The 26,191-nt window shown below is 62.6% G+C and carries 24 protein-coding genes; 12 read left to right on the plus strand and 12 right to left on the minus strand.

The features are described from left to right. Positions 1-7: 7 nt before the first annotated feature. On the plus strand, positions 8-1,216 hold the full coding sequence (argJ, locus tag DOM57_RS16675; protein ID WP_110650317.1) for a bifunctional glutamate N-acetyltransferase/amino-acid acetyltransferase ArgJ: 1,209 nt from the start codon (positions 8-10) through the stop codon (positions 1,214-1,216). A 62-nt stretch (positions 1,217-1,278) separates the two neighbouring features. Further along, a complete protein-coding gene (locus tag DOM57_RS16680) occupies positions 1,279-2,232 on the plus strand; it encodes a Nudix family hydrolase (protein WP_110650318.1) in 954 nt (317 codons plus the stop codon). Positions 2,233-2,394: 162 nt separating this feature from the next. Here DOM57_RS16680 and yacG read toward each other — a convergent pair whose 3' ends face one another. The 5 genes from yacG to pilB form a co-directional block, all read right to left on the minus strand. Continuing rightward, a complete protein-coding gene (gene yacG / locus DOM57_RS16685) occupies positions 2,395-2,637 on the minus strand; it encodes a DNA gyrase inhibitor YacG (protein ID WP_110650319.1) in 243 nt (80 codons plus the stop codon). Further along, the gene (coaE, locus tag DOM57_RS16690; protein WP_110650320.1) at positions 2,634-3,293 is read right to left on the minus strand and encodes a dephospho-CoA kinase; all 660 of its coding nucleotides are present in this window, start codon (positions 3,291-3,293) and stop codon (positions 2,634-2,636) included. The genes yacG and coaE overlap by 4 nt, the downstream gene beginning before the upstream one ends. After that, positions 3,293-4,141 carry a prepilin peptidase gene (locus DOM57_RS16695; RefSeq protein WP_110650406.1) on the minus strand — a complete coding sequence of 283 codons (849 nt, stop codon included), beginning with the start codon at positions 4,139-4,141 and terminating at the stop codon, positions 3,293-3,295. The genes coaE and DOM57_RS16695 overlap by 1 nt, the downstream gene beginning before the upstream one ends. Before the next feature lie 180 nt (positions 4,142-4,321). Beyond that, entirely contained in the window at positions 4,322-5,548 is a 1,227-nt protein-coding gene (locus tag DOM57_RS16700) for a type II secretion system F family protein (RefSeq protein WP_110650321.1), read from the minus strand. A gap of 67 nt (positions 5,549-5,615) precedes the next feature. After that, positions 5,616-7,343, minus strand: coding sequence for a type IV-A pilus assembly ATPase PilB (gene pilB / locus DOM57_RS16705; protein WP_110650322.1), 1,728 nt, complete (start codon positions 7,341-7,343; stop codon positions 5,616-5,618). Positions 7,344-7,604: 261 nt separating this feature from the next. On the opposite strand from pilB, the gene DOM57_RS16710 reads away from it, so the two are divergent. Next, positions 7,605-8,096: a pilin gene (locus DOM57_RS16710; RefSeq protein WP_110650323.1), complete on the plus strand. Its 492-nt coding sequence runs from the start codon at positions 7,605-7,607 to the stop codon at positions 8,094-8,096. Between the two features lie 89 nt (positions 8,097-8,185). On the opposite strand, the gene DOM57_RS16715 is transcribed toward DOM57_RS16710, so the two are convergent. After that, positions 8,186-8,470: a hypothetical protein gene (locus DOM57_RS16715; RefSeq protein ID WP_110650324.1), complete on the minus strand. Its 285-nt coding sequence runs from the start codon at positions 8,468-8,470 to the stop codon at positions 8,186-8,188. Positions 8,471-8,687: 217 nt separating this feature from the next. Between DOM57_RS16715 and DOM57_RS16720 the strand changes: the two genes are divergently transcribed. Continuing rightward, complete coding sequence (locus DOM57_RS16720; protein ID WP_110650325.1) at positions 8,688-10,163, plus strand: TrkH family potassium uptake protein; 1,476 nt, start codon at positions 8,688-8,690, stop codon at positions 10,161-10,163. 213 nt (positions 10,164-10,376) lie between these two features. Here the strand turns inward: DOM57_RS16720 and DOM57_RS16725 are convergent, their stop codons facing one another. The 3 genes from DOM57_RS16725 to DOM57_RS16735 form a co-directional block, all read right to left on the minus strand. After that, positions 10,377-11,093: an RIO1 family regulatory kinase/ATPase domain-containing protein gene (locus DOM57_RS16725; RefSeq protein WP_110650326.1), complete on the minus strand. Its 717-nt coding sequence runs from the start codon at positions 11,091-11,093 to the stop codon at positions 10,377-10,379. A 182-nt stretch (positions 11,094-11,275) separates the two neighbouring features. Continuing rightward, the gene (locus tag DOM57_RS16730; RefSeq protein WP_110650327.1) at positions 11,276-12,514 is read right to left on the minus strand and encodes a 1-acyl-sn-glycerol-3-phosphate acyltransferase; all 1,239 of its coding nucleotides are present in this window, start codon (positions 12,512-12,514) and stop codon (positions 11,276-11,278) included. After that, entirely contained in the window at positions 12,511-13,437 is a 927-nt protein-coding gene (locus tag DOM57_RS16735) for a recombination-associated protein RdgC (RefSeq protein WP_110650328.1), read from the minus strand. Before DOM57_RS16735 ends, DOM57_RS16730 begins: the two co-directional genes overlap by 4 nt. 242 nt (positions 13,438-13,679) lie before the next feature. Between DOM57_RS16735 and DOM57_RS16740 the strand changes: the two genes are divergently transcribed. The 7 genes from DOM57_RS16740 (at position 13,680) to rpsA (ending at position 24,140) form a co-directional block, all read left to right on the plus strand. Then, positions 13,680-14,111: an acyl-CoA thioesterase gene (locus DOM57_RS16740; RefSeq protein ID WP_110650329.1), complete on the plus strand. Its 432-nt coding sequence runs from the start codon at positions 13,680-13,682 to the stop codon at positions 14,109-14,111. Between the two features lie 159 nt (positions 14,112-14,270). Next, a complete protein-coding gene (gene gyrA, locus DOM57_RS16745; RefSeq protein WP_110650330.1) occupies positions 14,271-16,982 on the plus strand; it encodes a DNA gyrase subunit A in 2,712 nt (903 codons plus the stop codon). Positions 16,983-17,045: 63 nt separating this feature from the next. Continuing rightward, complete coding sequence (gene serC / locus DOM57_RS16750; RefSeq protein WP_110650331.1) at positions 17,046-18,179, plus strand: 3-phosphoserine/phosphohydroxythreonine transaminase; 1,134 nt, start codon at positions 17,046-17,048, stop codon at positions 18,177-18,179. A 36-nt stretch (positions 18,180-18,215) separates the two neighbouring features. Further along, positions 18,216-19,316 (plus strand): prephenate dehydratase, encoded by a 1,101-nt coding sequence (gene pheA / locus DOM57_RS16755; protein ID WP_110650332.1) that lies wholly within the window; start codon positions 18,216-18,218, stop codon positions 19,314-19,316. A gap of 1 nt (position 19,317) precedes the next feature. Beyond that, the gene (locus DOM57_RS16760; RefSeq protein ID WP_110650333.1) at positions 19,318-21,579 is read left to right on the plus strand and encodes a bifunctional prephenate dehydrogenase/3-phosphoshikimate 1-carboxyvinyltransferase; all 2,262 of its coding nucleotides are present in this window, start codon (positions 19,318-19,320) and stop codon (positions 21,577-21,579) included. Beyond that, the gene (gene cmk, locus DOM57_RS16765; protein ID WP_110650334.1) at positions 21,576-22,256 is read left to right on the plus strand and encodes a (d)CMP kinase; all 681 of its coding nucleotides are present in this window, start codon (positions 21,576-21,578) and stop codon (positions 22,254-22,256) included. Before DOM57_RS16760 ends, cmk begins: the two co-directional genes overlap by 4 nt. A gap of 207 nt (positions 22,257-22,463) precedes the next feature. Continuing rightward, positions 22,464-24,140, plus strand: coding sequence for a 30S ribosomal protein S1 (gene rpsA, locus DOM57_RS16770; RefSeq protein ID WP_110650335.1), 1,677 nt, complete (start codon positions 22,464-22,466; stop codon positions 24,138-24,140). Between the two features lie 124 nt (positions 24,141-24,264). Here rpsA and DOM57_RS16775 read toward each other — a convergent pair whose 3' ends face one another. The 3 genes from DOM57_RS16775 to DOM57_RS16785 form a co-directional block, all read right to left on the minus strand. Beyond that, positions 24,265-24,663 carry a hypothetical protein gene (locus DOM57_RS16775; RefSeq protein WP_110650336.1) on the minus strand — a complete coding sequence of 133 codons (399 nt, stop codon included), beginning with the start codon at positions 24,661-24,663 and terminating at the stop codon, positions 24,265-24,267. 103 nt (positions 24,664-24,766) lie between these two features. Next, on the minus strand, positions 24,767-25,504 hold the full coding sequence (locus DOM57_RS16780; protein WP_110650337.1) for an RNA methyltransferase: 738 nt from the start codon (positions 25,502-25,504) through the stop codon (positions 24,767-24,769). 2 nt (positions 25,505-25,506) lie between these two features. Continuing rightward, positions 25,507-25,989 carry a GNAT family N-acetyltransferase gene (locus tag DOM57_RS16785; RefSeq protein ID WP_110650338.1) on the minus strand — a complete coding sequence of 161 codons (483 nt, stop codon included), beginning with the start codon at positions 25,987-25,989 and terminating at the stop codon, positions 25,507-25,509. A 26-nt stretch (positions 25,990-26,015) separates the two neighbouring features. On the opposite strand from DOM57_RS16785, the gene DOM57_RS21850 reads away from it, so the two are divergent. Next, on the plus strand, positions 26,016-26,186 hold the full coding sequence (locus tag DOM57_RS21850; protein WP_162619573.1) for a hypothetical protein: 171 nt from the start codon (positions 26,016-26,018) through the stop codon (positions 26,184-26,186). Positions 26,187-26,191 lie beyond the last annotated feature (5 nt).

Here is a 26,191-nt window from a genome sequence, read left to right on the forward strand (position 1 = left end):
AGACGAGATGGCTGTAGGGCAGTCAATATTTCCCCGTATGCCGGCGATCGACGGTGTGCGCTTGGGAACGGCGATGGCGGGCATCAAGAAACCCGAGCGTCGCGACCTGGTGATCATCGAGGTGCCGGAGGGCGCCGCGGTGGCGGCGACATTCACGCGCAATGCGTTTTGCGCCGCCCCCGTTCATGTTGCCAAGGCGCATCTCGAACACGCCACGCCGCGTTATCTCCTGATCAATACCGGTAACGCCAATGCCGGTACCGGCGCGCGCGGTATCGAGGACGCCGAGAGCTGCTGCACCGCGCTGGCCGACCTGGCCGGTGTCGTCTCGCACCAGGTGCTGCCGTTCTCGACCGGTGTCATCGGCGAGCCGTTGCCGGTCGAGCGCATCGCCGCGGGTCTACCGCATGCGCTGGAGTCGCTGGATGCCGATAACTGGGCGGCGGCAGCCGAAGGGATCATGACCACCGATACGCGTATCAAGGGCGCATCGCGGCAGGTCGAGCTGAGCAGTGGCCGGGTGACGATCAACGGCATCAGCAAGGGGTCGGGCATGATCCATCCCAATATGGCCACCATGCTGGGTTTCGTCGCCTGCGACGCCGCTGTCGAACCGGCACGGCTCACCCAATGGTTGCGCGAGGCGGTCCAGGTCTCGTTCAATTCGATCACGGTGGATTCCGATACCTCCACCAACGATGCCTGTACCCTGATTGCCACCGGACGAGGTCCGGCGGTAGTATCCGCCGATGACGAACGGCGCTTTTGCGAAGCGCTGACCGAAGTGCTCACCGAGTTGGCGCAGGCGATCATTCGCGACGCCGAAGGCGCCACCAAGTTCGTCACGCTGCAGGTCGAGCAGGCGGCCAGCGTCATCGAGGCGCGGGCGGTGGCGTTTACCGTCGCTCATTCGCCGTTGGTCAAGACCGCGCTCTATGCCTCCGATGCCAACTGGGGGCGAATTCTGGCGGCGGTTGGCCGGGCGCCGGTCGATGACCTGGATGTCGATCGCATCGTCATCGACCTGGGTGACGTGCGCCTGGTCGAACAGGGCGGCCGTGCTGGGAGCTACACCGAAGAGGCCGGCAGCCGGGTGATGGCGCAAGACGAGATCACCATCCGCATTCAGCTTGGCCGCGGCGAGGAAGCCGCCACGATCTGGACATCGGATCTGTCCCACGATTACGTATCGATCAACGCGGATTACCGCAGTTGACGCCGTAACGGCAGTCAATACCCCAGCGAGCAACACCCAAATGGTGCGAGAGACATAGCAAGATGATCAAGAGACGGGTCCACGTAGCGGCCGCCGCCGTCATTCGCGGCGATGGGCGGGTGCTGATCGCCAGACGACCGGCTACCGTTGACCAGGGCGGTCTATGGGAGTTTCCCGGCGGCAAGCTGGCGCCTTATGAAACCGGCTTCGAAGCGCTCAAGCGGGAGCTGGGCGAGGAGCTGGGCATTCAGATTCGGCGCGCTCAGCCATTGATCCGCGTGCACCACGAATATCCCGACAAGCACATTCTGCTGGACGTTTGGCAAGTGCACGATTACGAAGGCGACCCTTACGGCCGCGAAGGGCAGCCAGTGCGTTGGGTCGAAGTGGACGACCTGCCGAACTATCCGTTCCCGGCGGCCAACCTGCCGATCCTGCGTGCGGTGGCGCTACCGCAGGAATACCTGATTACCGCCGAGGAGCCGGACGACGCGGTTTTCCTGCAGCGGCTCGAGCGCGCACTGAAGGAGGATCGCATCCGCCTGGTGCAGCTGCGGGCAAAGACCCTCGACGAGGCAGCCTACCAGGCTCGGGCCGAGAAGACGCTGGCCCTGTGCCATCGTTATTCGGCCAAGCTGTTGCTCAATGCCGACCCGGCCTGGCTGGATCGTGTCGACGCCGACGGCATCCATCTCACCAGTGCCCGCTTGATGGAACTCAAGCGGCGGCCGATTCCGAGCCACAAGTGGCTGGGCGCCTCCACCCATGACGACGCGCAGCTGGCGCAGGCCGGACGTATCGATTGCGACTTCGTCACGCTATCACCGCTGGCGCCGACGCCATCGCACCCGGATGCGGTGACCATCGGCTGGCACGATTTTCAGCAGATGGTCGAGACCGCCGCGATGCCGGTGTTCGCCCTCGGTGGCATGACGCGTTACCACGCCAACCAGGCCCGCGCTGTCGGCGCCCAGGGAATCGCCTCGATCCGGGATTTTTGGCGCGATGATGCCTGAGCCACCGGGCTTCGCCCGGAGAGATAAGGGTTAAGCGCCGCTTTGCGGCTAGAAGAAGGAAGTACGGCGCTACGCGCCTTAAGATAGAAGATAAACGCATAGTTTCACTTCTCTCTTACTCCTTCCTTCTTATTTCTTCGTCCTTATCTCTTCCTTCTTCCGTTATTCCTGTCCCCGTTCGAGACGGTCGATGAGTTCGTCGAGCTCGGTTTCGTCCATGTGAGGCTCGCCCGGAATGCGGTGCGAGCCGTCGGCCCAGGCGCCGAGATCGAGCAGCTTGCAGCGCTTCGAACAGAACGGGCGATAGGGGTTGTCGGTGGTCCAGGCGATCGGCGTCTGGCACTGAGGACAACGCACGGTCAGTACGTCGTCCCGGTCGTTGCATTGATCCTTGCCTCGGTTCATGGTGGCGTATCGTGTCGGTTCGGTGATGAGGCCAACTGGCGGTAGAAGGCGTCCAGTCGGGCGACCTGATCGTGCAGGCTTTGCCTGTTGCCACTATTGTCGATGACGTCATCCGCCGCTGCAAGGCGGCGCGCCCGCGGACTCTGCGCTTCGATGATCGCCTCGACCTGACGATGCTCCACGCCATCGCGTGCCAGGGTGCGCTGGATCTGAACGGCTTCGGGGACGTCCACCACCAGAATCCGGTCGACCAGTTCGTGCTGTCCCGATTCGATCAACAGCGGTGACACCAGCAGGCAGTAGGGCGCACCCGTCCGCCGTAGGCGCGCGAGGCGTTGCTCGAGGCGCTGGCGAATGCGCGGGTGGGTTTCTGCCTCCAGCCAGCGGCGCTCGGCGGCGTCGTCGAAAATGCGCGAACGCAGCGCGCGGCGATCGAGTGTGCCGTCGGGCTGCAGTATCGAGGGGCCGTAGCGCTCGGCGATGGCGGCGAGTGCCGGTTCCCCGGGCATGACCACTTCGCGGGCAAGGTGATCGGCATCGACCCAATCGATGCCGAGTTCGCCGAAGGCCTCGGCGACGGCGCTCTTGCCGGAACCGATGCCGCCGGTCACGCCGATGACGAGCGCGCTGTCCTTGCCGGGTATCCGTGCATTCATCACCATCCTCCGAGAAGCAGCGCCTGATAGCTTGCCATCAACGGCTTGCCGACCAACAGGGCGACCCAGCCAGCCAGCGCAATGTAGGGACCGAACGGCATCGGCTGATCGCGTGCGTGGCGCCGCAAGGCTACCAGAACGATGCCTACGATTGCACCGACGCCGGCGGAAAGCAGCAGCAACAACGGTAGATTCTGCCAGCCGAGCCAAGCGCCGAGCGCGGCCATCAACTTGAAATCACCATAGCCCATGCCTTCCTTGCCGGTGGTCAACTTGAACAGCCAGTAGACCGTCCACAGCGATACATAGCCGGCAATGGCGCCGAGCACGGCGCTTTCGAGCATCAGCGGTTCGAACAACCACTGATAGAGCAGGCCCGCCCATAGCAGCGGTAACGTCAGCGCGTCCGGCAACAATTGCGTGCGCCAGTCGATGACCGCCAACGCCAACAAGGTCAGACAGGCGCCGATCAGCCACAGGCTCTGCCAGCCCGCTCCATGTAGCGCGATCACGGCGACGGCCAGCAGCGCCGAGACCAGTTCGACGAGCGGGTACTGAACGCTGATGGGCGTTCCGCACGCCGCGCAGCGACCACGGCGCTTCAGCCATCCGACCAGCGGAACGTTGTCATGCCAGGCAATGAAATTGCCACAGGCCGGGCAGTGGGATCGCGGCGTCGCCAGGTTGTAGCGGGGCTGCGGCTCCGCTTCCAGTTCCAGCGCCGCCCGTGCTTCCGCTCGCCAACGTTGCATCAGCATCACCGGCAGCCGCACGATGACCACATTGAGAAAACTGCCCAGCACCGCGCCGAATACGAACGCCAATGGCCAAATAATCGAAGGGGACAGAGCGGACAAGACGAACTCCAGGGGCAAGAAGAGCGTGACAAGAAGAAAGGGGTAAGAATGAAGAGGGAAGAGATAAGAAGGAAGACGTAAGAGGGAAGAAATTTTCTCATATCTTCAAGGTGCGAAGCACCGTTCTTCCTTCTTCTAGCGGCGTAGCCGCGGTTCTCTACCCTTCGTTCTTCAGATCGCGGAGCCCATCTGGAAGATCGGCAAATACATCGACGCCACCAGCCCTCCCACCATCACGCCCAATACCACGATGATGAATGGCTCCAGCAGCGAGGTGAGCGCATCGACCTGATTGTCGACCTCCTCCTCATAAAATTCAGCGACCTTGTCGAGCATGACGTCGAGTTCGCCGGACTCCTCGCCGATGCTGACCATCTGCACCGCCATGAGTGGGAAGACCTTGGTACGTCGCATGGCGAAATTGAGCTGCTGACCGCTATCCACGTCTTCGCGAACGGCGGCGATCGCGCGTTGATGCACCCGATTGCCGGTGGCTCCGGCGGCGGTTTCGAGCGCTTCCACCAGCGGGATGCCGGCATTGAAGGTGGTCGCCAGGGTGCGCGAGAAGCGTGCGATCGATCCCTTGTCGACGATATTGCCGAGCACTGGCAGCTTGAGCATCAACTGATGCAGGCGGTATGCGAAGCCCGGCGAGCGAGCCGCCGCCTGACGCATGCCGAACACGAGCAGCGCCACCGCCAGGATCGCCTGCCACCAGTAAGCCTGGGTCAGTTCGGAGAGATGAATGGTGAAACGCGTGAACGCCGGCAATTCAGCGCCGAAGCCCGCGAACAGACTTTCGAACTGGGGCACGACCTTGACCAGCAGTAGCGCAGTCACTCCCAGGCCCACCAGGATGACGGCGGCGGGATAATAGAGCGCTTTCTTGACCCGTCCCTTGAGGGTTTCGACCTTCTCGCGATAGCTGGCGACGCGCTCCAGCATCTTGTCCAGCGCACCGGACTGTTCGCCGGCCGCCACCATGTTGACGAACATCCGATCGAACCTCGTCGGATGCTTGGCCAGCGCTTCCGAGAAACTCGCTCCGGCGCTGATGTCGTTGGCGAGGGTTTCGACAAGGTTGCGCATGGCCGGATTCTTGAGCGTCTCGCCGACCACCTTGCAGCCCTGCAACAACGGGACGCCGGCACGGATCATCGTCGCCAGCTGGCGGGCGAATAGGGTCACGTCGCGGGAGCGGATGCGCCCGAGGCCGAACAGGCCGGACTTGCGGCTAATGCGCTTGACGATGATCTTCTGCCGGGCAAGCTCCTGGCGAACCTCGCCGATGTCGCCGGCGATCAGCTCGCCGCTGACCATCTCGCCGCGAAGATTCTTGCCGCGCCAGTGCCAGCGGTGCATGACGAGACGCTTGGGTGGCTTGAGCGTGGTAGCCATAGTATTTCCTGGAAGTTCGGCGGGCGTCGGTGCGGTGTTATCTCATCGGCCTCTGCACGACCGCACATCAATCCGTGGTGACCCGGTTGATCTCCTCGAGATTGGTCAGGCCTTGAAGCACCTTGTCGATGCCGCTCTGACGCAAGCCGGGGTAGCCCTCTTCGCGGGCCAGCCGGGCGAGTTCCAGGGCGTGGCTGCCGTTCATGATCAACTGGCTCATGGCATCGCTCACGGGTACCACTTCATAGATGCCGATGCGCCCCTTGTAGCCGAGGGTGCAGTGATCGCAGCCAACGGCGCGGTAGAGCGTGGCCTCGGCCAGGCGCTCGCGGGAAACGCCTTCCTGCAGCAGCACCTCGTCGGGAATTTCCGCCGGCGTCTTGCAGCGAGGGCAGAGCAGGCGCGCCAGTCGCTGGGCGATGATCAGCGACACGGAACTGGCGACATTGAAGCTGGCGACGCCCATGTTGCGCAGGCGTGTCAGGGTTTCGGCGGCCGAATTGGTGTGCAGCGTCGACAGCACCAGGTGGCCGGTCTGGGCCGCCTTCACCGCGATCTCGGCGGTTTCCAGATCGCGGATCTCGCCGACCATCACCACATCCGGGTCCTGGCGCAGAAAGGCGCGCAGGGCGCTGGCGAAATCCAGGCCGATGCGTGGCTGCACGTTGACCTGGTTGATACCGGGCATCTTGAGTTCGACCGGATCCTCGGCGGTGGAGATGTTGCGCTCTTCGGTATTGAGCAGGTTGATGCCGGTATAGAGCGTGACCGTCTTGCCGCTACCGGTGGGGCCGGTGACCAGAATCATGCCCTGGGGTTCGGCCAGCACCGCCTCGAACAGCTTGCGTTGATCCGGCGTGAAACCCAGCGCGTCGATACCCCAGCTGGCGCTCTGGGCATCCAGCAGTCGCAGCACGATCTTCTCGCCGAAGACCGTCGGCAGGGTGCTGACGCGAAAATCGACGGCGCGCTTGGCATCGAGGCGAAGCTTCATCGAGCCATCCTGCGGCAGGCGACGTTCGGAGATATCGAGGCGTGCCATGACCTTGAGCCGCGCCGCCAGCCGGGTGCGCAGGTTGAGCGGCGGGCGCGCAATCTCCAGGAGCATGCCGTCGATGCGGAAGCGAACCCGGTAGCTCGATTCGTAGGGCTCGAAGTGAACGTCGGAAGCGCCGCGGTGAATGGCGTCGCGCAGGATCTTGTTGACGAAGCGCACGATCGGTTCGTCATTCTCGGCACGATTGTCGAACGCCGCCGCCTCACGCTCGAGATCGATCTCGCTGGTATCCAGCGTCACCGCATCGCTGGCTTCGTCCAGTGCCTCCAGCATGCCGGAGGTTTCCTGACGCTGGTAGCGTTTGATCAGCGCCCGCTCCAACTGATCGAAAGCGACCAATACGCCCTCGATCGTCAGTCCGGTGGTGAACTGCAGCTCATCGAGTTTGGCCAGGGTCGAGGGAAAGGCGATCGCTACGGTGAGGCGGCGGTCGTCGCGGGCCAGCGGCAGGACCTGAAAGCGGCGAATGACCTTGTCGGCCACCGGTTCGATGATCGGCAGTTTGTCCCAGTCGACATGCTGGAGGTCGAGGAAGGGCAAGCCATATTCGCGGGCGGCGAGCACCCCCGCCTCGCGAGCATCGACCCGGCCGTTGCGGACCAGGAACTCGATCAGGGTCTGCTGCGCCTCGGCGGCATCCTTCAACGCCCGATCGCACGCCTCGGCAGTGATCAGGTGATGATCGATAAAGCGCTGGGCAAGGCCGCTCTGCGCCCGCTGGGTCATGGCTTCCGGCATCGAGGGCTACCGCCTGGTGATAGAAATGAACGCCGCACCGTCGGCGCGCATACCCTGGCTATCGGCGAGTGCGATTTTTTCTTAAGGGACCTTCCGCAGCTGCCGATAAGTCACGTGGAGTGTAATATAAGGTAACTATGCGTATCTATTCGTACCGGAATCAACGCTGACGAAGACGGTGCGCAGAGGGGAAGGCATTCGGACGGACTGGCAAGCGGCGCCATGACGGCCGGCTCAACATCGGCAAGGCAGGGAACATCCATGCAACAGCAGAAATCTCATTACCAGGCATACCGGCAGGGCGGCTTCACCCTGATCGAACTGATGATCGTCGTCGCCATCATCGGCATCCTCGCCGCGATTGCGATCCCGCAGTATCAGGCCTACGTAGCGCGTTCAGAAGCTGCTTCGGGGCTGGCTACGCTCAGAGGAATTCAAACTAGCGCCGAGAACGCGATTCTAAGCGGCAATGAGCTGACGTTTAACGACGAATCAGGAACTGGTACGCTCGGAATTAAAGATGACGCAAATAGTCTTGGCACGATCTCACGAACACCAGAATCCGGCGTAGTGGGTGAAGATGGCGAGGCGACTCTGAAATTTACTTACAAAGCCGCTGGGGTGAGCCCCGATCTGCAAAACAAGGTCATAACCTATTCGCGCGACGGCGATGGTAACTGGAGCTGTTCGACCGATATTCTCGACGATTACACGCCAAAAGGCTGTGACTCAACGAACAACGGTACTGAATAAATTTCTCGGGCCGGCACTCGCCGGCCTTTCTCTTTCTTCTCTCTTCCTTCTCTCTTCCTTCTTATAACTTACAGCTTAAAGCTTACCGCTTAATAAAGCGCCTTCTCTTCCCCCACGACCTCCCGCAGTACCTCCAGAAACAGCTTGTCCGCATCCGAATGCTCGGCCGGATCTTCGGGGATATGCACGCTGGTGGTGGCGGAGATCTCGTTGGCGATCGCCGCCCAGGCCCTGGGGTCGTTGCTGCCGTCCGAATGGTGCTTGGCGATGGCCAGCGAGGTTTCCAGAATGCCGGGCTCCTGCAGCAGTTTCTTGATGAAGGCGCGCAGTTCCTGAATTACGCGGACCTTCTGCATTTCCGAAGCGGAACTCATGTGACTCTCCTGCTTTTCATAGACGGATCGCGTTCTCGGCCTCGCCGCTCTCGTTGCTAGCCGTCGGCGCGGCGAGATATTGGCGCCACGATATCACAGGGCGGGCGTGGCGCGCCCGAGGCAAGCGTTGAGACGCGCTGGTGGTGTCCTCGGGCTCGCGATTGGCCTATGATCGCCCCTCGTCGCCTCTCTCGCTTCGAAGGGAAAGGGGCGCCGGATGGGCGCGAAAGGGAGAGAGACTTTGCTGGACGCCAAACCGATTCTCAAAGTTCTGGCGCTGTTGCTGGTCGTGCTGGCGGCGTTCATGATTCCGCCGATCGTGCTGTTGGGGCTGGAGAGCGACCCCGATCTGTGGGCGTTTCTCAAATCGCTGGCGTTGGTGGCAACGGTCTCGGTGGGGTTGCTGGTCTGGACCTGGCGTACACCGGTCGAGCTGAAGACCCGGGACATGTTCGTGCTTACCACCTTGAGCTGGGTGTCGATCAGCGCCTTCGCCAGCCTGCCGCTGATTCTCGGCGCGCCGCAGCTTTCGTTCACCGACGCGGTATTCGAATCGGTCTCGGCAATCACCACCACCGGCTCCACGGTGCTGACGAAGATCGAACTGCTTTCCGACGGGCTCAAGCTGTGGCGTGGACTGATGCAGTGGCTGGGCGGCATCGGCATCATCGTCATGGCGATCGCCATTCTGCCGTTTTTGAAGGTGGGGGGAATGCGCCTGTTCCAGACCGAATCCTCGGACTGGTCGGATAAGGTGCTGCCCCGGGCGGGCGGGATCGCCAAGGCGTCGACGGTGATCTATCTCGGCTTCACGCTGGCCGCGATCTTGTGCTACCGGCTTGCCGGCATGGGCACGTTGGACGCGATCGTCCATGCCATGAGCTCTGTCTCCACCGGTGGCTTCGCCAACTATGACGCCTCCTTCGGCATCTATCGGGATCGGCCGGTGATTCTGTGGCTCGGGTGCCTGTTCATGCTTGCCGGGGCGTTGCCGTTCGTGCTCTACATCCGCCTGGTACGCGACAGTCGCGGTGCGCTGTGGCAGGACCAGCAGGTGCGCGGCCTGGTCATGGTGTTGGCCATCGTGATCGGCGTATTGACGCTCTACCGCATGCTGGCTTTCGGCGAGGTACCGTTCGCGGCGCTGACGGCGGTGGCGTTCAACGTGATTTCGGTGGTCACCACCACCGGCTATTCCAGCGAGGATTACAGTCTGTGGGGCCCGCTGGCGGTGACGACTTTCTTCTTCATTACCTTCATCGGTGGTTGTAGCGGTTCGACCAGCGGCGGGATGAAGATCTTCCGCTTCCAGATCGGCGGGTTGATGTTGCTCAACCAGCTGCGCTATCTGGTCCATCCCAGCGGTGTCTTCGCTCAGCGCTATAACGGCCGGCCGCTCAATGACGAGGTGGTGCGGGCGGTCATCGCTTTCTCGTTCTTCTTCTTCCTGACGTTTGCGGTACTGGCATTGGCGCTGGCCGCGATGGGACTCGACATGGTCACCGCCATTACCGGCGCGGCCACCGCATTGGCCAACGTCGGGCCCGGCCTCGGCGAGACTATCGGTCCGGCCGGCAACTTCCTCAGTCTGCCGGCCGCCGCCAAGTGGCTGCTATGTGTCGGCATGCTGATGGGGCGTCTGGAGATCCTGACTGTGTTGTTGTTACTTATGCCGTTCTTCTGGCGCAAGTAAGAGGGTATTTACAAAAGGGCTGCACTTGGCAATACGGCGTTGAGTCGGAGCTCCGCGGAGACAACAGCCGGAGGCTGGCCCGTAGGGAGAGCGAAGCGAGTCAATCATCCTCAAAATGCTCATTTACCCCGTGTAAACTCCGCTTTTTCGTTCGATTTCGCCTTGTCTTGCCTTCGTTCGCCTATTTTGTAAACACCCTCTAAGCGCATTGCGTCATGAATCCTTGCGCTCGGGCATCGAGGCCAGGCGTCGCTTCAGGCGTGGCAACAGACGTCGCTTCCAGGTGCGCTGTAGCGACTGCTGCCAAGCCGGCTTGCGTCGCAGGCGGATTTCCTCAGGTGTCAGCGCCTCTCCGGTCAGCCGGGTCTTGAACTTGAGCCCGCCGGCGAGATCGCTGCGCCGCATCGGGCGCAGCAGAAAGCGCAGCAAGCGGCCGCCGGGGAGGTAAAACGCCGAGGCGAAATCGATCAGCACTACCCGGCCACGGCTCAGTATCACGTTGGAACCACGTATGTCGTTATGCACGATCGAGGCGCCGTGGAGCGAGGCCAGTGCCGCCATCAACTGGGCAAAATAGACTGGGTTGGCGGGATTCGCCGCTTCGCTGAGCATCTCGCCGGGAATGTATTCCAGCAACAATGTGAGCTTGCCTAGCTGGCCGATCACACGCGGGGCGTGGGGCCAATGATGCAGCCGCTTCAGAATGCTTGCCTCGTGTCGCAGCAACAGACGCGCCGGCAGGGCCAGCCAGGTGCCGGCATAGCGTTGATAATCCTTGCAGATGACGGGCTCGCCGGCATGGATGGTGAGTAGGACATCCGCTTTGAGCAGACCGTGGCCGTGCTGCAGGGTGACGGGCGGTGACAGGGGATTGGCGAAGTTGCCTGTCACGACGCCCTGCGGATTCTCGAGTAGGGGTAGTGAGTCCATGACAATACCGGAAAATTATAAACAAACTAATTAGCATACTATATTTAAGTTTATTTTAAGGAAACATTGTTCACGGCGCCAGTCCCCCGAGTCGGCAAGCCGACCCGGAGAGGCAATGGGCGGGAGGAATGCCGATGGAGCCATCGGCGAGGCCAATGAAGCAGGCGAGGCTTGCGTATTGCTCAATCGTCGCGGGGCTGGGCTCTTCCGGCACGATTGAGGATGGGGTTGGCATACTGCATCAGCCACCAGTGCTGCAGGCCTTCGGGAACCTCGGCCAGGCGTGCCTGGAAGCGCTCACGATCTTCCGGCGTCACTGCGGCAAGATCGACCAGATCCGGTGCCAGCCCGGTCTCGGCCAGCGCGAGCTGATGGCTGGGAAAGAGGGGGTAGTTCTCGAGTACCTGGCGATCGATTTCGTTGGCCACCGCATCGGGCGTGTCGAACGCCGCGCTTTCGGGCGCTGCGCTCAAAGGCGTACCGAAGACCAGCTTGACGCGCCCCTTGTCGCCGGTGATGCCGGCGACGATGGAAAGAATATCCTCGAACTCGACCTTCTGATAACTGCCGTCGGTTTCCCTGGCGTGCAGTTCCCGCGCCTTGTTGATGGCGCAGGGATCGTACTCGTAGCTGATCGAAACCGGCACGATCTTGAGTTCGCGTACGGCGTTGCCGATGTCGCTGTCGCCCTCCTCGATCCGGCGTGCCATGCACAGCATCTTGACGATGGCGCTGTCGGTACGGTCGACCCCGTCCTTGGCGCGGCCTTCGCGCTGAGCCAGCCACACCGAGTGGTTGTCGTCGGTGATCGAGTGGCGAATATAGCCCGACAGCGACTGGTAAGCCGCGAGCATGGCCCGCTTGCCCTTCACCGAGCGGGGCACGATGAAGCTCTTGTTGAGGCGCATCAGGTCGGTGACGAAGGGCTTCTGCAGCAGGTTGTCGCCGATGGCGATACGCACGGTGTCGTGGCCTTTGACATAGAGCGCGTAATTGACGAAGGCCGGATCGAGGGCGATATCGCGATGGTTGCCGATGAACAGATACGCTTCGTTGGGCGACAGCCGGTCCAGGCCCTCGACGCTGAAGCCCTGCGTCGTCCGGCTGATCATGTGTGCCATGTAGTCGGCGATACGTAGCTGGAAGTCTCTGATCGTGGCGACGCCGCGCATTTCGCGCTGCAGCCGGAAACTGGCGATGGCGCGGGCCAGCGGCGGGGCGAGACGGGCCAGGCGCGGCAGGCGGTAGCGCGTGATGGCGTTGAGCAGTTCGCTGTCGTGGGCCAGCCTGGCGAGCACGGTCGCGACTTCGTCGTCGTGATACGGGCGAATGTCGGCGAAGCGGTCGAGATCGATCGCCGCTTCTGCGTTATTGGAATTCACGGGTGCTGAGCTGTCGTCGGTCACGGAACGGGGCGTCATGGTGTCGGCACTGACGGGTCGGCCTCGCCGCCCAGCCAGTCGATCAGTTGTGCGATGAAGGTGGCCAGCGTTTGCGACATGAGCGCGAAGTCCGTTTCCAGGCGTACGACCGGGTCGTCGCCATCATCGCTCTGACTGGCTTCGTCCAGCAGGGCGTCGTCGAATTGCAGCGACTTGAGTGCCAGATCGTCATGGAGCACGGTACGCAGCTGTCCTTCGCTGCCGAGGCTCAAACGACTGGCCTGGCGGCCGCCCTCGAGCAGCGACTGGATTTCCTCGCTGTCGAGATCGACCTGGCGGGCGCGCAGTACGCCCTCGTCCTCGGCGGCGCGCAGTTCTACCTGGTCGCCGAGCAGCAGGCTGGCGGGGCGGCTGGCCGGGTCGCTCAACCATTGCGTCATGCCGCGCGCCGGTGGTGTGCGTGTCGCCAGCGGCGTGACCTTGAGCGAGCCCAGCGATTGGCGCAGCAGGTCCAGGACTTCTTCGGCGCGCTTGCGGCTCGAGGCGTTGATGCCGATCAGACGATTGCGGGTATCCCACCATAGTTCCACGCGCTGCGTGCGGGTGAACGCCTGCGGCAGCAGCTCCTCGAGCACCTGCTCCTTTAGCAGTTGACGTTCGCGACGCGACAATGGCTGGCCCTCGGCCTGCTCGCGCGCCTCGCGACGCTCGTTGACCTCTTCATTGACCACGGCGGCGGGCAGCAGGCGCTCCTGGCGCAGCATCGACAGCAGCCGGTGGCCCTGGATTTCATGCACGCGTCGTTCGCTGCGACGACCGGCCGGGGCACTCCAGCCGACGCGCTTGGCCTCGCGCGGAGAGACGGGGCGAAACGCAAATTCTGCCAACGCGATTTCCAGATCCTCGAGCGGGAGGACCTCGACGTCATGGCAGCGGTAAAGATGACAATGCTTGAACCACATACGCCCGTTCCGTTTGAAAGGAGGCACATTATGGCGAAACGACCCAGGCGTTACCACCGAGGTCGACCATCGATAGTTGCGTGATTGTTTCAAACGAGCGTATGTTTTTGACGGGCTTCGGGCTTCGGGCTTCGGGCTTCGGGCTTCGGGCTTCGGGCGAAGGGATTGTGGATTTCATATGCCGGCCGATGCTCGCCTTCGCGGCTCGCGGTCTATGACTTCACGCTTGATCGGAGGTTTTCATGGATTCGCGCATCACTCTGACCCAGATTCGCGTTCGTGGCTTTCACCTGGATGGATACGGCCACGTCAATCATGCCCGCTACCTGGAGTTCCTGGAGGAGGGGCGCTGGGCCTATTTCGACGACCATGCCGAGTTCGCCTCCGGGCTGGCCCAGGGCGCGGCCTTTGTCGTGGTCAATCTCAACATCGACTACCGCCGCGCGGCGGTAGTGAATGACGATCTCGATATCGAGACCTATCTGACCCGCCTCGGCGGTCGCAGCGGTGTGGTCGGCCATCGCGTCACTCACCGCGCCAGCGGCGAGCGGGTCGTGGCGGCCTCGCTGACCTTCGTGCTGCTCGACCAGAAAAGCGGCCAGGTGATCCCGTTGGCAGGCGAGTGGCATGAACGCCTGGCGCCGCTGGTGGTGGAAGACCCCGACGCGGCGTAGAAAACCCATTCAAAGCGCGTCAATGCCTGCCTTTGGAAGCCCTGAAATGGTATGATCCCGTGATTGCGCGGCTGCATCAGGCAGCCACGTTGTCGGGCTTTATTAACGTTGCCGTGGCCGCTTTGGGTCATGGCAGCGGTGCAAAGGATTTGACGACCCATGGGTGATATCGCCAGAGAAATTCTGCCAGTCAACATCGAGGATGAGCTCAAGCAGTCCTACCTGGACTATGCCATGAGCGTCATCATCGGACGTGCGTTGCCTGACGTCCGCGATGGTCTGAAACCGGTCCATCGTCGTGTGCTCTATGCCATGCACGAGCTCGGCAACGACTGGAACAAGCCGTACAAGAAGTCGGCCCGCGTGGTCGGCGACGTGATCGGTAAATATCACCCCCACGGTGACAGCGCGGTCTACGACACCATCGTGCGCATGGCGCAGCACTTTTCGATGCGCCATGTGCTGGTCGACGGCCAGGGCAACTTCGGTTCCATCGACGGCGACAATGCCGCTGCCATGCGTTACACCGAGGTGCGCATGGCGCGCCTCTCGCATGAGCTGCTGGCCGATCTCGAGAAGGACACCGTCGATTGGGTCGACAACTACGACGGCACCGAACGGATTCCCGAGGTGCTGCCGACCAAGGTGCCGAACCTGTTGATCAACGGGGCCTCCGGTATCGCCGTCGGCATGGCGACCAACATCCCGCCGCACAACATGGTCGAGGTGATCAACGGCTGTCTGGCACTGATCGAGGATTACACCCTGTCGGTCGACGACCTGATGGAGTACATCCCGGGCCCCGACTTCCCGACCGCCGGCATCATCAACGGTCGCGCCGGTATTCTCGAAGCCTATCGCACCGGTCGCGGACGCATCTACGTACGGGCCAAGCACACCGTCGAGTTCGACAAGAAGAGCGGGCGCGACCATATCGTCATCACCGAGCTGCCTTACCAGGTCAATAAGGCGCGCTTGATCGAGAAGATCGCCGAGCTGGTCAAGGAAAAGCGTATCGAGGGCATCGCCGAACTGCGCGACGAGTCCGACAAGGAAGGCCTGCGCGTGGTGATCGAGATCAAGCGTGGCGAGTCCGGCGACGTGGTGGTCAACAATCTGTTCGCCCAGACGCAGTTGGAGAACGTGTTCGGCATCAATATCGTCGCCCTCGACGACGGCCAGCCCAAGACGCTCAACCTCAAGGAACTGCTCGAAGCCTTCGTCCGCCATCGCCGCGAGGTGGTCACCCGGCGCACCCTGTTCGAACTCAAGAAGGCCCGCGAGCGCGGTCATATCCTGGAAGGCCTGGCGGTCGCGATCTCCAACATCGACGAGGTGATCGAGCTGATCAAGGCCTCGCCCAACGCCGCCGAGGCGAAGGAGAAGCTGATTGCCCGCGACTGGCAGCCAGGCCAGGTCACAGGCATGCTCGAGCGCGCCGGCGCGACCTCGTGCAAGCCGGAGGACCTCGAGGAAGGCTACGGTCTCACCGACGATCGCGCTATGTATCGCTTGTCGCCGGCCCAGGCGCAGGCGATCCTCGAACTGCGTCTGCACCGTTTGACCGGGCTCGAGACCGAGAAGCTGCTCGACGAGTATCTGAGCATTCTCGAGAAGATCGCCGAACTCAACCACATCCTCGCTTCGCCCGATCGCCTGCTCGAGGTGATCCGTGAAGAGCTGGAAGCGATCCGCGACCAGTACGGCGACGCGCGTCGCACCGAGATCCACACCAGCCGCCTCGATCTGACCATGGAGGACCTGATCGCCGAGGAGGACATGGTGGTCACGCTCTCGCGCGGCGGCTATGCCAAGACCCAGCCGATCTCCGACTACCAGGCGCAGAAGCGCGGCGGACGCGGCAAGTCGGCGACCAGCATGAAAGACGAGGACGTGATCGAGCATCTGGTGGTGGCCTCGACCCACGACACCATGCTGCTGTTCTCCAACCGCGGCAAGGTCTACTGGCTCAAGACCTACGAGATGCCCAACGCCAGCCGGGGTTCGCGCGGCAAGCCGCTGGTCAACCTGCTGCCGCTGGACAGCGGCGAATCGATCAATGCCATCCTGCCAGTGCGTGAGTACAACCCGGACAGCTACATCTTCTTCGCCACCGCCAAGGGCACCGTCAAACGTACCACGCTGGACCAGTTCTCGCGGCCGCGCAGCGTCGGCCTGATCGCGCTGGATCTCGACGAGGGCGACCGCCTGATCGGTGCGGCGATCACTTCCGGTAGCGATCACGTCATGCTGCTCTCCTCGAACGGCAAGGCGATCCGCTTCGAGGAGAGCGACGTACGCCCGATGGGCCGCACCGCTCGCGGTGTGCGTGGCATGCGCCTGCTCGAAGGGGCCGAGGTGATCAGTCTGATCATTCCCCAGAGCCAGACCATCGACGCCGATGCCGACAACGATACCGAGGACACCGAAGGCGCCAACGAGGGTGACGAGCAGATCTATATTCTGACCGCCTCCGAGAACGGTTACGGCAAGCGTACCCGGCTCGAGGAGTTCCCGATCCGCGGCCGCGGTGGTCAGGGCGTGATCGCGATGCAGACCACCGCTCGCAACGGCGCGTTGGTAGCGGCGATGCAGGTGCGCGGCAGTGACGAAATGATGCTGATCACCGATCGCGGTACGCTGGTGCGTACGCGTGTTTCCGAAGTCTCGATCAGCTCGCGCAATACCCAGGGCGTGACCTTGATCCGTACCGGCGAGGGCGAACGCCTGGTCAAGACCGTACGCGTCGACGAGCCTCAGGACGAAGAGGTGCTGGAGGGCGACGCCACGCTAGAGGACGCGACTGACACGCCACCGCCGGGCGCGACCGAGGAAGACGACGCCGGTGGGGCCGGCGATGATCGCGAGTGAGATGGCAACGCCCCGGAAACTCTCCGGGGCGTGCTTTTGGGAAGTTCATAGGAAATCCTGACAATGACACGTCTGCACAACTTCTGTGCCGGTCCGGCGGCGATGCCGACGGCGGTTCTGGAGCGCGCCCGCGAGGAACTGCTCGACTATCAGGGGCGCGGCCTGTCGGTGATGGAAATGAGTCACCGCAGTCCAACGTTCGAGGCGATCGCCGCCAAGGCCGAGCAGGATCTGCGCGAGTTGCTGGCGATTCCCGATAACTACCGCGTGTTGTTCATGCAGGGCGGCGCCACCATGCAGTTCGCCTGCGTGCCGCTCAATCTGCTGGGCAACGGCGGTACGCCCAACTATCTGGATACCGGCATCTGGTCGACCAAGGCGATCAAGGAAGCGCAGCATCTGGCTACTGTCGATTCTCCTTTGGCTAACGCGCACATTGCGGGTTCCACGCGCGACAGCGGCTACGTCCACGTGCCGCGTCCGGACGAAGTCTCGCTTTCCGACGATGCCGCCTACCTCCATTACTGCCACAACGAGACCATCGGCGGCCTGGCCTACGACTATGTTCCGGAAGTACGTGTTCCGGAAGTACGTGTTCCCGAAGCCGACGTACCTCTGGTGTGCGACATGTCGTCGTCGATCCTGTCGACGCCGCTGGATGTCAGCCGCTATGGCGTGATCTATGCCGGCGCGCAGAAGAACATCGGTCCGGCGGGCATCACCGTGGTCATCGTGCGCGACGACCTGCTCGATCGCGCGATGCCGCAAACCCCTTCGTTGCTGGGCTGGAAGGTTTACGCCGACAACGACTCGATGATCAACACACCGCCGACCTACGCCTGGTATCTGGCAGGGCTGGTGTTCGAGTGGCTCAAGCACGACATCGGCGGGCTGGCGGAGATGGAAGCGATCAACCGGCGCAAGTGCGAGGCGCTCTACGCCGCGATCGACTCGAGCGACTTCTATGCCAATCCGATCGAGCCGGCCAACCGTTCGATCATGAACGTGCCGTTCACGCTGGCCGACGAGTCGCTCAATGCGACCTTCCTCGACGAGGCGGAATCGGCGGGGCTGCTCAACCTCAAGGGGCATCGCAGCGTCGGCGGTATGCGCGCGAGCCTTTACAACGCGGTCAGCGAGGCCGACGTGCAGGCCCTGATCACTTTCATGCAAGACTTCGAGCGCCGTCGCGGCTAAGCGTGGCGCCGGCCATCATGCAGCCAGGAAACGCTCATGAGTGATACTTCCAAGCCGCCGCAGGATCTCGCCGCCCTGCGTCAACGCATCGATACCATCGACAGCGAACTGCTGCGCCTGATCAGCGAACGCGCCGACTGCGCGCAGCAGGTTGCCCATGTCAAGACGGCCGACGATCCGAATGCCGTCTTCTATCGCCCGGAACGCGAGGCCCAAGTGTTGCGCCGGGTGATGGAGAACAACCCCGGGCCGCTCCACAGCGAAGAAGTGGCGCGGCTGTTCCGCGAGATCATGTCGGCCTGCCTGGCGCTGGAGAAGCCGATCAAGGTGGCCTATCTCGGCCCGGAAGGAACCTTCACGCAACAGGCGGCGCTCAAGCATTTCGGCCATAGCGCGATCAGCCTGCCGATGGCCGCGATCGACGAAGTCTTCCGCGAAGTCGAGGCGGGCGCGGTCAACTATGGCGTGGTGCCGGTGGAGAATTCCACCGAGGGCGTGGTCAATCATACCCTCGATTCGTTCATGGACTCGGGGCTGCACATCAGCGGCGAGGTGGTACTGCGTATCCATCATCACCTGCTGATTTCCCACATCACGCGCCAGGACAAGATTTCGCGGATCTACTCGCATCCGCAATCCTTCGCCCAGTGTCGCAAGTGGCTCGACGCCCACTATCCGCACGCCGAGCGGGTGGCGGTCTCCTCCAACGCCGAGGCGGCGCGACTGGTCAAGACCGAGTGGCACAGCGCCGCCATCGCCGGCGACATGGCGGCCCAGCTCTACGGACTCGACCGCGTGGCGGAGAAGATCGAGGACCGCCCCGACAACTCGACGCGCTTTCTGATCATCGGCAACGAATCGGTGCCGCCATCGGGTACCGACAAGACCTCGATCGTGGTTGCCATGCGCAATCAGCCCGGGGTGCTGCACGATCTGCTCGAGCCGTTTCATCGTCATCACATCGACCTGACGCGTCTCGAGACGCGTCCGTCGCGCACCGGTGCCTGGAACTACGTGTTCTTCATCGACTTCAAGGGCCACATCGACCAGCCGGAGATCGCCAGCGTGCTCGAAGAGGTCCGCGGGCACGCCTCCGACATGAAGGTGCTGGGCTCCTATCCGGTGGGTGTGCTCTGAGATGGGAGTGAGCCAGAACCCGGATCGGGATTCGACCCTGTTGATCGTCGGGCTCGGCATGATCGGCGGCTCGTTGGCCGCCGCGCTCAAGGCCGGTGGCTACGGCGGGCGCATCCTGGGGTGCGACCGCGACGCCGACGAGATCGCCACCGGCCTCGAAATGGGGCTGATCGACGAAGGGGGCCGCGAGATGGCACCGCTGGTCGAGCGCAGCGATGTCGTCGTGCTGGCGGTGCCGGTGCTGGCAATGGAGCCGGTGCTCAAGCAGTTGGCGCCGTTGGTCGGCGAACGCGTCCTGACCGATGTGGGCAGCACCAAGCGCGTGGTCTGCGACGCGGCGCGTGCGGCCTTCGGGCGCATGCCGGCGAATTTCGTGCCCGGCCATCCGATCGCCGGCTCCGAAAAGAGCGGCGTGGCTGCCGCCAATCCGGCGCTTTTCCGTCATCATAAGGTCATTCTCACCCCCGAGGCTGATACCGACCCTGGCGCACTCGGCCGGGTGCGGGCGCTCTGGCAGCGCTGCGGCGCGGAAGTGCTCGAGATGCCGGTGGATCGTCACGATCAGGTGCTGGCGCGTACCAGTCATCTGCCGCATCTGCTGGCGTTCTCGCTGGTCGACACACTGGCGCGTCAGGACGAACGCCTGGAGATCTTTCGCTACGCCGCTGGCGGTTTTCGCGATTTCACCCGCATCGCCGGCAGCGATCCGGTGATGTGGCGTGACATCTTCACCGCCAATCGCGATGCACTGCTGGCGGCGTTGGATGATTTCGAAAACGGGCTGGCGCGGCTGCGGGCTGCGGTGGCGAAGGGCGATAGCGACGCCATGCTGGGGACTTTCGATCGTGCCAGCCACGCGCGACACTATTTCGAAACGTTGTTGAATCAGACGAGTTATCAAACCATGGAAGCACGACAGGTTCAGTACCGGGTATCGCCCGGCGGTTCGGTCAGTGGCCGGATTCGCGTGCCCGGCGACAAGTCCATCTCGCATCGCTCGATCATGCTCGGCGCGCTTGCCGACGGCGTTACTGAGGTCAAGGGCTTTCTCGAGGGCGAGGACAGTCTGGCGACACTGCAGGCGTTTCGCGACATGGGCGTGGCGATCGAGGGCCCGTACCAGGGCCGGGTGACGATCCATGGCGTCGGCTTGCATGGACTGAAGAAGCCGGCTGGACCGCTTTACGTGGGTAATTCCGGGACGGCGATGCGGTTGTTCGCCGGCCTGCTGGCGGGGCAGGCGTTCGATACCGAACTGACCGGCGACGCGTCGTTGACCAAGCGGCCCATGGCGCGGGTGGCCGATCCGCTGAGATTGATGGGCGCGAGGATCGACACCGCCGAGGGCGGACGTCCGCCGCTCAGGATGCATGGCGGCCAGAAGCTCAAGGGCATCGACTACGACATGCCGATGGCCAGCGCTCAGGTCAAGTCCTGCCTGTTGTTGGCCGGGCTCTACGCCGAAGGTGAAACCCGTGTTCGCGAGCCGGCGCCGACCCGCGACCATACCGAGCGCATGCTCAACGGCTTCGGCTACGCGGTCGAGCGCGACGGCGACGTGGCACGCCTGCGGGGCGGCGGCAAGTTGACCAGCGCGCCGATCGACGTGCCCTCCGATATCTCCTCGGCCGCCTTCTTCCTGGTCGCCGCGGCGATCACGCCGGGCTCGGACCTGGTGCTGGAGCATGTCGGCGTCAACCCGACGCGCATCGGCGTGATCAATATCCTCAAGGCGATGGGGGCCGATCTGCGCTTGGAGAATTCGCGCGAAGTCGGTGGAGAACCGGTCGCCGATCTGCACATCCGTTACGCGCCGCTCAAGGGCATCGACATTCCCATCGACCAGGTACCGCTGGCGATCGATGAATTCCCGGTATTGTTCGTCGCCGCCGCCAACGCCGAGGGCACGACGCGTCTGCGCGGGGCGGAGGAGCTGCGGGTCAAGGAGTCCGACCGCATCCAGGCGATGGCCGATGGCCTGAGCGTGCTCGGCGTCGAGACTACCGTCTACGACGACGGTATCGATGTGGTGGGGCGCGGTGGCGGCGAACCGAACGATACACAGAATCGTGCCACGAGCTATGCGGGCGGTCAGGTCGATAGTCTGGGCGATCACCGTATCGCCATGGCCTTCGCGGTGGCGGCGCTGCGCGCACGCGAGCCGATCGTGATCGATGACTGCGCCAACGTGGCGACATCCTTCCCGGGTTTTGTCGCGCTGGCCAACAAGGTGGGGCTCGAGCTGATGGAGACCTCGATATGAGCCGGACAGCGCCGATTCTGACCATCGATGGCCCCGGTGGGGCCGGCAAGGGCACCATCAGCCGGATGATCGCCGAACGTCTCGGTTGGCACCTGCTGGATTCCGGCGCACTCTATCGGCTGACGGCACTGGCGGCGTTGCGCAAGGGCGTGGCGATCGACGATGCCGAGGCGCTCTCGAAGCAGGCGCAGACGCTGGACGTGGTGTTCGCGGTCGACGACGGCACGGCGCGCATCCTGCTCGAGGGCGATGACGTGACCGCCGCGATTCGTCGCGAGGCGGTCGGCAACGCCGCTTCCCAGGTGGCGGCGCTACCGCCGGTACGCGATGCGTTGCTGCAGCGCCAGCGCGACTTCTGCCGCTCGCCGGGCCTGGTCGCCGATGGCCGCGACATGGGAACGGTCGTCTTCCCCGAGGCGCCGCTCAAGATCTATCTGACCGCCTCGGCCGAGGAACGGGCGAAGCGTCGGCAGCTACAATTGCGTCAAGGGGGCGAAGATGCTAGACTTTCGACCCTTTTGGAAGAAATCCAAGCGCGCGATGCGCGCGATATGCAGCGTGCCGTGGCCCCGCTCAAACCGGCTGAAGATGCCATCGAGCTGGACACCACGCAGTTGGATATACCGGAAGTCGTGGAGCGTATCGAAACGCTGCTCGCCGAGCGCAACCTGGCCTGAGGCCCGGTTCACGGCACTGGCCGACGACACACTTCCGCTCCCGGGGCCCCTGGCAAGATGTCATGACGTGCGATGACCCGACTGGCTAGTCGTTGCAGGTCGAACCAGCGCCAACATCCCCAGGGATATGTCGATAAGGCCCGCACTCGCTGGTGGTGCGGAGGAAGGCGGTCCGACCGTCATCAACGTTGATCACGTAGGAATCACATGAGCGAAAGCTTTGCTGAACTGTTTGAACAATCTCTCCAGGACATCAACATGGAGCCCGGTGCCATCGTCATGGCAACCGTGGTCGACATCGAAGGCGACTGGATTACCGTCAACGCCGGCCTGAAGTCCGAAGGGCAGATCCCCGCGGCGCAGTTCCGCGACGATAACGGTGAAATGACCATCGCGGTCGGTGACGAAGTCAAGGTCGCGCTGGAGGCCGTCGAAGATGGTTTCGGCGAAACCCGCCTGTCACGCGAGAAGGCCAAGCGCGCCGAAGCGTGGAAGGAACTGGAAGCGGCCTTCGAGAAGGACGAGATCGTCAAGGGCGTGATCAACGGCAAGGTCAAGGGCGGCTTTACCGTCGACGTTTCCTCCATTCGTGCCTTCCTGCCGGGCTCCCTGGTCGACGTGCGCCCGGTTCGCGATACCGCGCACCTGGAGCACAAAGAACTCGACTTCAAGGTCATCAAGCTCGATCCGAAGCGCAACAACGTCGTCGTTTCCCGTCGTGCCGTGCTCGAAGCCGAGAACAGCGCCGAGCGTGAAGCGCTGCTCGCCACCCTGCAGGAAGGCCAGCAGATCAACGGTATCGTCAAGAACCTGACCGACTACGGTGCCTTCGTCGACCTCGGTGGCGTCGACGGCCTGCTGCACATCACCGACATGGCCTGGAAGCGCATCAAGCATCCGAGCGAGATCGTGGCCGTTGGCGACGAGATCAACGTCAAGGTGCTCAAGTTCGACCGCGAGCGCAACCGCGTCTCTCTGGGCCTGAAGCAGTTGGGCGAAGACCCGTGGGTCAACATCGTCGACCGTTATCCGGAAGGCACCAAGGTCAAGGCCCGCGTTACCAATCTGACCGACTACGGCTGCTTCGCCGAGCTGGAAGAGGGTGTCGAAGGTCTGGTTCACGTCTCCGAAATGGACTGGACCAACAAGAATATCCATCCGTCCAAGGTGGTTCAGGTCGGTGACGAAGTCGAAGTCATGGTTCTCGACATCGACGAAGAGCGTCGTCGTATCTCCCTGGGTATCAAGCAGTGCACCACCAACCCGTGGGAAGACTTCAGCGCACGCTACAACAAGGGCGATCGCGTTTCCGGCACCATCAAGTCGATCACTGATTTCGGTATCTTCATCGGTCTGGAAGGCGGCATCGACGGACTGGTTCACCTCTCGGACATCTCCTGGAGCGAAACCGGCGAAGAGGCCGTGCGCCAGTTCAAGAAGGGCGACGAAGCGGAAGCCGTCATCCTGTCGATCGACCCCGAGCGCGAGCGTATCTCGCTGGGTATCAAGCAGCTCGAAACCGACCCGGTTTCCGAGTTCCTGGCGGTCAACGACAAGGGTTCGATCGTTACCGGTCGCGTCGTCGAAGTCGACGCCAAGGAAGCTCACGTCGAGCTGGCGACCGATGTCATCGGCGTGCTCAAGGCCTCCGAAATCAGTGCCGACCGTGTCGAAGACGCGCGTAACGTGCTGAACGAAGGCGATAGCGTCGAAGCCAAGATCGTCAACGTCGATCGCAAGAGCCGTGCCATCAACCTCTCCATCAAGGCCAAGGAGCAGGGCGATACGCGCCGCAACCTGAACAAGCTGCGCGAGCAGGAAGTCGAGACCAGCGGTCCGACCACCATTGGTGATCTGATCAAGCAGCAGATGGGCCAAGAGTGATCTGATTCTATAAGATCTTCTTCTCCCTATGAAAAACAGCGCCTCCGGGCGTTGTTTTTTTATATCCATCTACCTTCTGATATGAAATATGACGTTGATCGTTCCCGGCATCAGCGAAGGAAATTCAACGTCTGAACCAGTTTCTCAAGCGCCGGCCCGCCGAGCTGGGAGGTGCCGTGGCGGGCTCATGCCCGGACAGCCGTGCGACGGCCTCGCGCAACGGCAGAATGATCGCTTCCAGATGATAGTGGCAGAGCTGGCAATCCAATGCTCCCGGACATTGCGCCATGAGCAGGCCGCAATGGTAGGTGGCGGTATCGAGCGCGGCGTGGACATCGGCGAAAGGCGAAGCGACCTGCCGGCAGCGCTTGAGCTCACGCAGCAGCATTTTCAGCATCCGTGCATCCAGCCAGCAGGGACTGGTCGCGGTGGGTGAGACAGTGGGGATCGAGTTCTGCACGGCCTGAAAAGAGACGTGTAGAAAAACGCAGGTGTAATAGAGTTGCGAGCGCTCCGAAGTCACCGGTCTCGACTCCTTTGATGAGAGAGATTCCCATTCTCTTTCCTGCGCTGTGCTTTGTCAAAACCGCTTCGAGGTCAAACCGTCTCGGGTCTGGCTCGCGGAACTAGCCGTCGTGCCTTTGGGTTTCCAAGTCTGGGTTTTTCAGGGCGTTGAGTACGCCACGTAGAATCGATAACTCCTTGCGGCTGGGTTCGGCGCGGGCGAACAGGGCGCGCAGGTGGGCTTCGGTCTTGGCATGCGGTTGGGTCAGGAAACCGGCGCTGTCGAGCGCACGGTGCAGGTGCGCATAGAAATGCTCGAGCTGTTCGACGGTCGGATAGGGCGCGCTTGCCCTGGGCATTGGCTCCAGGGGCCGACGAGATTGTCGGAACGCCTCGTAAGCCACGATCTGGACGGCTTGGGAGAGATTGAGCACGCCATATTCGGGATTGGCCGGAATCTGCAACTGATGGGTGCAGTGGCCGATCTCCTCGTTGGTGAGGCCGTAGCGCTCACGGCCGAAGACGATTGCTACCGGGCCGTCGGGCAGGCGTTTCCATGCCTCCCGGAGCATGACATCGGGAGCGTGATAGCAGGGCAGCGGCAGGCTGCGCAGGCGGGCGCTGGCGCCGATCACCTGGACACAATCGCCGATTGCGTCGGGCAGCGAGTCCACGACGCGACAGTTCTCGACGAGATCGCTGGCCCCTGCGGCGAGGCGTGTCGCCTCCTCATCGGGAAACCGGCGTGGCGATACCAGTACCAGATCGCTCAAGCCCATGGTTTTCATTGCCCGGGCGCTGGCGCCAATGTTGCCGGGATGAAAGGTCTGGACCAGCACAATACGAAGTCGATCCAGCATGCTCAACTCTCCCCGGCGAAGCGCTCGAGCGCCTCGCCCTCCAATCGATAGGGTAGCCAGGTCTCCTGATGCCGGGCGCCGAGCGAACGATAGAAATCGATCGCCGGCTGGTTCCAGTCGAGCACCTGCCAATCGACGCGTCGGCAACCCTTGGCAATGGCGACTCTGGCCACGCCGCGCAGCAGGGCCAGGCCGGCACCGGCACCGCGAGCTTGAGGCTCGACGAACAGATCCTCGAGATAGATGCCATGGCGACCCAGCCAGGTCGAGTAATTGAAGAAATAGGCGGCAAAACCGACCGGCTTGCCTGCCTGTTCGGCGATCAGGGCATGTACCTGAGGGCGATCGGCAAAGAGTGTCTGATGAATGTCGGCTAATGTGGCCTCGACCTGGTCGCTGGCCTTCTCGTAGTCGGCCAGTTGCTGAATGAAATCGAGCAACAAAGGAGCATCAGGGCGTTCGGCGGGGCGGATGGTAACGGTCATGACGGTGAGCGTCGCCTGTAGCAGAAATGAAAAAGCCTGGAAGCGATGCCATCCAGATGCAAACAATCAATCGTCCGGAACGATTTTGTCGCCGCGCGGCGGCGGTGACCATCGTGACGATCACAAAAAAAGCCCCGCCAATGGCGGGGCTTTCCATGATACCTGAACCTTTCGATAGTCTGAAAAAAATCAGGTGATGGCG

This window comes from Salinicola peritrichatus, from assembly GCF_003206715.1.
In the GTDB taxonomy this organism is placed as follows: Bacteria; Pseudomonadota; Gammaproteobacteria; order Pseudomonadales; family Halomonadaceae; genus Salinicola; species Salinicola peritrichatus.